General features: G+C 69.8%; 3 protein-coding genes. All 3 read left to right on the top strand.

Features of this window, described 5'->3' with window-relative positions; genetic code table 11:
- Positions 1–3408: translocation/assembly module TamB domain-containing protein (locus tag C2I19_RS20430; protein WP_103904429.1), on the top strand; the 3408-nt coding region annotated here is incomplete at its 5' end.
- A gap of 104 nt (positions 3409–3512) precedes the next feature.
- Positions 3513–4964 (top strand): efflux transporter outer membrane subunit, encoded by a 1452-nt coding sequence (locus tag C2I19_RS20425; protein WP_103904430.1) that lies wholly within the window; start codon positions 3513–3515, stop codon positions 4962–4964.
- Positions 4961–5589 (top strand): FUSC family protein (locus tag C2I19_RS20420; RefSeq protein ID WP_199181308.1); only part of this gene is annotated, 629 nt, incomplete at its 3' end. The genes C2I19_RS20425 and C2I19_RS20420, both read left to right, overlap by 4 nt.

The raw sequence follows: 5589 nt of genomic DNA, 5'->3' as shown, positions 1-5589 counted from the left end.
ACGCCGCCGGAGGCGCCGCGCACGCTGGCGCTGCCCTTGCCCGTCAGCGTGGGCGAGCTGTCGCTGGCCAGCCTGACGCTGGAGCCGGCCCATGTCAGCCTGTACCGGCTGCGCGCCGGCTATGATTACGACGGCGTCCGCCACCGCTTGCAGCTGCGGCAGCTGGAAACGCCGTGGGGCGAGGCGCGCGCCGGGCTGACGCTGGCCGCGGCCAGCCCGTTCGCGCTGTCCGGAGAGTTGCGCGCCAGCGGCCAGCTGGAGCAGGCCGCGGTGCAGGCCAGGCTGGACTTGTCCGGCAATCTGCTGCAGCCGGCCTTCAAGGGCGAGCTGGACGGCAAGGGCCTCAGCGTGGACTTGGCCGGCGCGTTGCGGCCATTCGACGCCAACCCCTTCAACCGGCTGGCGCGGCTGGACGCGCGCGTCGGCAACATCAATCCGCAAGCCATCCTGCCCGCCTGGCCCAAGGCGCGGCTCAGCTTCGCCGTGTTCGCCGAGCCCGATGCCGGCCAGCGCATCAAGGGCGGCCTGACCCTGGTCAACGCCGAGCCAGGCGCGCTGTCCTCGCACAAGCTGCCGCTGTCGCTGCTGGTTGGCGAATTCCGCGCCGACGAGCAGGCGCTGGAGCTGTACAACAGCCGCGCCGAGCTGGCCGGCGGCAAGCTGGCCCTGTCCGGCGAGGTGAAGTCCAGCCAGCTCAAGCTGGCGCTGGACCTGGACAAGCTGGCCTTGCGCCAGCTGCACGCCGACGCGCCGGACGACGCGATCAGCGGCCGCGTCACGGTGGAGGGCTCGCCGGCTGAGCCGCGCGTCGCCGCCTTGCTCAAAGGCAAGCTGCTGCGCGCGGACGCGCTGGCGGAGATCAGCGGCGGCAAGCAGCCGGCGCTGTTGCTGAAGAAACTGGAGCTGGGCGCCGATGGCGGCGCGTTCAGCCTCAACGGCAAGCTAGGCCTGTCCGGCCGCCAGCTGTTCGAGCTGAACGGCAAGCTCAGCCGCGCTGACCCGGCGCGCGTGCTGCCCAGCCTGCCCAAGGGCGATTTGAACGCCACGTTGAAGATGGCCGGCCAATTGGCCGAGCCGCTGGAGGTGGGCGCCAAGCTGCAGTTCGCGCCCAGCAAGTTGTCCGGCGCGGCGCTGGCCGGCAGCGCCAATCTGCTGTTCGGCCAGCAGCGGCTGAAGCAGCTGCTGCTGGACCTGAAGCTGGCCGACAACCGGCTGCAGGCCAGCGGCAGCTACGGCGCGGCCGGCGACAAGCTGAAGCTGGCCGTCAACGCGCCGAATCTATCGTTGCTGGGGCCGGGCTTCGCCGGCACCGTGCAAGGCCTAGGCGAACTGGCCGGCGTGCCCAAGGCGCCGCTGCTGGATGCCAAGCTGCAGGCAGACAAGCTGAAGCTGCCAGGTGGGGTGTCGCTGCAAACGCTGCGCTTCGCCGGCAATATCAAGGCCGACCAGGCCAGCCCCTTCCAATTGAGCCTGGACGTGGCCGCCTTGCAAGCCGGGGAAATGCGGGCGGAGCAGTTGCATGCGCGCGCCGCCGGCACCCGCGCCCGCCACAGCCTGCAATTGGATGGCCGCTTCCAGCTGGAGCAGCTGTCCTACGGGCTGCAGTTGGCCGCTGCCGGCGGACTGGGCCAGAACAACAACTGGCAGGGCAGCCTGCAGAAGCTGGAGTTGTCCGGCAAGCCGGGCCTGAGCCTGCTGGCGCCGGCCTCCCTGGCGCTGGGTGCGGACGGCCAGGTCAAGCTCGGCGCGACCAAGCTCGCGCTGCTGGGCGGCAGCCTGAATCTGACGGACTTCAGCCGCCAGGCCGATGGCGGGCTGGCCGGCCACGGCGCCGCGCGCGGCATCAAGGTGTCCGAACTCGGACCGTTGCTGAAGCTGCCGGTGGAGCAGGACTTGCAGTTCGACGCCGATTGGGGCCTGGCGCCGGGCGGCCATGGCCAGCTCGCGCTGTGGCGCAGCGGCGGCGACGTGCAACTGCCGTTGGACAAGAACCGCCGCGCCGCGCTGGGCCTGAAGACCGCTAAGCTGGACCTCAGCCTGGACGGCCGCATGGTGGCTTTCAATGTGAACCTGGACAGCCGCTTCGCCCAGCTCCAGGGCCAGGGCAGCCTGCCATGGAACGGCGGCCGCATAGACGGCCAGACGCCTGTGTCCGGCGCGGTGCGCGCCAACCTGCCGGCTTTGTCCGCCTTGGCTGAGCTGGCTGGGCCTGGCCTGGAGCTGGGCGGCCGTGTGAGCGCGGACCTGACGCTCAACGGCCCGTTGGCCTCGCCTCAGGCGCAGGGCCAGATCCGCGGCGAGCAATTGAAGCTGGAAGACCATAAAACCGGCATCGCGCTGGTGGATGGCAGCCTGGCGGCGCGCATAGACGGCCGCAAGCTCATCATGCAGCAACTGCGTTTCGGCGGCGGCAAGGGCGAAGTCAGCGCCAGCGGATCGCTGGACCTCAGCGACTCGCAGCCGGACGCCCGCGTCAAGGTGACGCTGCAGCGCTTCAGCGTATTCGACAAGCCCAACCGCCGCCTGGTGGTGTCCGGCCAGAGCGAGCTCGCTTTCGTCGGCGGCAAGCTGTCGCTGAGCGGCCGCATCCGCGCCGATCAGGGCCGCGTCGGCCTGCCCAAGCTCGGCGCGCCGGACCTTGGGCCGGACGTGGTGGTGGTGGGCCGCGCGCCGCCGGAGCCGTCTGCCTTCGCCAGCATGCCGTTGACCGTGGCGCTGGACCTGGACCTGGGCGAGCGCTTCCGTTTCACCGGCCAGGGCCTGGACGTGGAGCTGTCCGGCCTGGTGCATGTCAGCGCCAATCCGGGCGAGGCGCCGGCGGCCAAGGGCCAGGTCAAGGTGGAGAAGGGCCGCTACAAGGCCTATGGCCAGGATCTGGACATCAGCTTCGGCGCGATTACCTTCAATGGCCCGCTGGATAACCCGCTGCTCAATGTGCAGGCCAAGCGCCGGTTGTCGCCGGTGGGCGCCGGCGTGGAAGTCACCGGTTCGGTCGCTTCGCCCAAGGTGAGGCTGATCGCGGACGATCCGATGACCGACAAGGACAAGCTGGCCTGGCTGGTGCTGGGCCGCGCCGCCAGCGGCGATCGCGACAACAACGATCTGGCCGCCTCGGCCGGCATGATGCTGGCCGGCTCGCTGAACGACCACATCGGGTTGTTCGACGATCTGGGCGTGTCCAGCCGCCAGGAAAAGACCTTGTCCAACGGCACGGTCAGCCCGGCGGAGCAGGTGGTGACGGTGGGCCGCCAGCTGACGCGCGAGCTCTACCTCGGCTACGAGTACGGCATCAGCAGCGCCGACCAGGCGGTGAAAATGGCCTACCAGTTGTCTAAGGGCTGGTCGGTGATTCTGCGCGCGGGCAATGCGCTGTCGGCGGAGTCGCGCTATACCTTGCGCTTCGACTGAGGACAATCTGAAAGCCTGACGTCATCCGCCGATGCTAGAATGAGGAACGATTTCGATTCGCCTTGGCCGCCAATGGCGGCCATTTGCTTTATGAATGGTTTCCCATGCGAACGATGCATAGCTTCTACACGGCGGCGGCTTGCCTGCTGGCGGCGACGCTGGCCGGCTGCGCCAGCCCCGGCGACAGCGGCGCGCGCGCCAAGCTGTTGGACCCCAATAGCCTGGAGGGCGGCGCGGCGATCGCCGCCGCGGCGGACAAGGCAGGCTGGCCGCGCGGGGACTGGTGGCGCGAGCTGCGCGACGCGCAGCTGGATGGGCTGATGTCCGCCGCGCTGGCCGGCAATCCCAATCTGCAGGCGGCCGAGGCCAGGCTGGCTCAGGCCCGGGCGCTGGCCGGGGTCGCCGAGGCGGCCACCCGGCCGCAAGCGGCGGGCGAATTGTCGCTGACCCGCCAGCGTTATTCCGAGCAAGATTTCATCCCGCCGCCCGAGGCCGGCAATTATTCCTGGTACAACCACGCCAGCCTGAACGCCGGCTACGATCTGGACCTGTGGGGCCGTCAGCGCGCCACGCTGGCCGCCGCGCTGGACCAAGCCGAGATGCTGGCGGCAGAGGCGCAGCTGGCGCGGCTGAACCTGGCTGCCGCCATCGTCCGCGATTACGCGCGGCTGGCGGTGCAATACGAGGTGAAGGACTTGCTGGGGGACAGCCTGGCCCAGCGCGAGCGCTTCCTGCTGCTGGCGAAGAAGCGCAAGGCGGCCGGCTTGGGCACCGAGGCCGAGGTGGTGCTGCAGGAATCGCGGCTGCCCGCGCTGCGCAATCAGCTTGAACAGGTGGATGAAAACATCTCGCTGCTGGGCAAGCAGCTGGCCGCGCTGGCCGGCAAGGGACCGGGCTCCGGCGACAAGCTGACGCGGCCGCTGCTGAAGCTGAGCGACGGCGAGGCGACGCTGCCGTCCGCCTTGCCGGCCGAACTGATCGGCCGCCGGCCGGACGTGGCGGCCCGGCGCTGGCAGGCGGAGGCGGAAGCGAAGAAGATAGACGCCGCCCGCGCCGCCTTCTACCCCAATATCAATTTGTCCGCCTTCATCGGCTTCCAGGCCATAGGCTTCGACAACTTCCCATCCTCGTCCACCGCGATACGCGGCGTCGGTCCGGCCATCACGCTGCCCATTTTCGAGGGCGGCCGTCTGCGCAGCCAGCTTGGCGCCCAGTCCGCGGCTTACGACGCGGCAGTGGCCGGCTATAACGCCAGCGTGGTGCATGCGCTGAACGAGATCGCCGCCGCCGTGGTCCGCTCGCGCTCGCTGGCCGAGCAGCAGAAGCAGGCCGAGCAGGCCCGCGCCAGCGCGGAGCGCGCGCTGAAGCTGGCGCAGCAGGGCTACCGCGCCGGCCTGTCCGAGCAGGACGGCGTGCTGTCGGCCAGGCTGTCGCTGCTGGACGCGCGGCAGCAACTGGCGCGCATCCACGGGGAGCGACTGGACAGCTACGCGGCCTTGATGAGCGCTTTGGGCGGAGGCGCGCAAACGCCGGCGCCGCAGGAAGCGCGCCGATGAGCGGCGGCCTGGCCGCGGCCGGCCGGCGCATCGCCGCCGACTGGCTGTCCAGCGAGGGCGAGAACTGGAGCTTTGTGCTCAAGACCCTGCTGGCCGCCTTCGCCGCGCTGTGGATAGCCTTCCGCCTGGGTTTCGATTCTCCCAGTTCGGCGATGATTTCGGTGTTCATCGTCGCCATGCCGCGCAGCGGCGCGGTGCTGGAAAAGAGCGTGTACCGGATATTGGGCACAGCCGTCGGCAGCGTGGCCGCGCTGGCGCTGGCCGGGCTGTTCGACGGCCAGCCGGTGCTGATGCTGATCAGCATGGCGCTGTGGGTGGGCGTGTGCACCAGCGGCGCCACGCTGTACCGCGATTCGCGCTCCTACGCCTTCGTGCTGTCCGGCTACACCGCCTGCATCATCGGCCTGCCGGCGTTGAACCACCCGCTAGCCATCTTCGGCCTGGCGGTGACGCGGGTGTCCGAAATCTCGTTGGGCATACTGTGTTGCGCGCTGGTCAACGACTTCATCCTGCCCAAAAATCAGGCGGAACTGGTGGTGCGCACCGTGCGCGGCCGCTATCACGGCTTTGTGCTGCTGTGCCGGCAGGCGCTGGCGCAGCGGCTGGACCGGGCCACGCTGGAGGC

Origin of the sequence: Chromobacterium alticapitis (genome assembly GCF_002924365.1) — a bacterium.
GTDB classification, from domain to species: Bacteria; Pseudomonadota; Gammaproteobacteria; order Burkholderiales; family Chromobacteriaceae; genus Chromobacterium; species Chromobacterium alticapitis.
The sequence above is the reverse complement of the archived record's forward strand: the minus strand, read 5'-3'. Positions and strand labels throughout refer to the sequence as shown.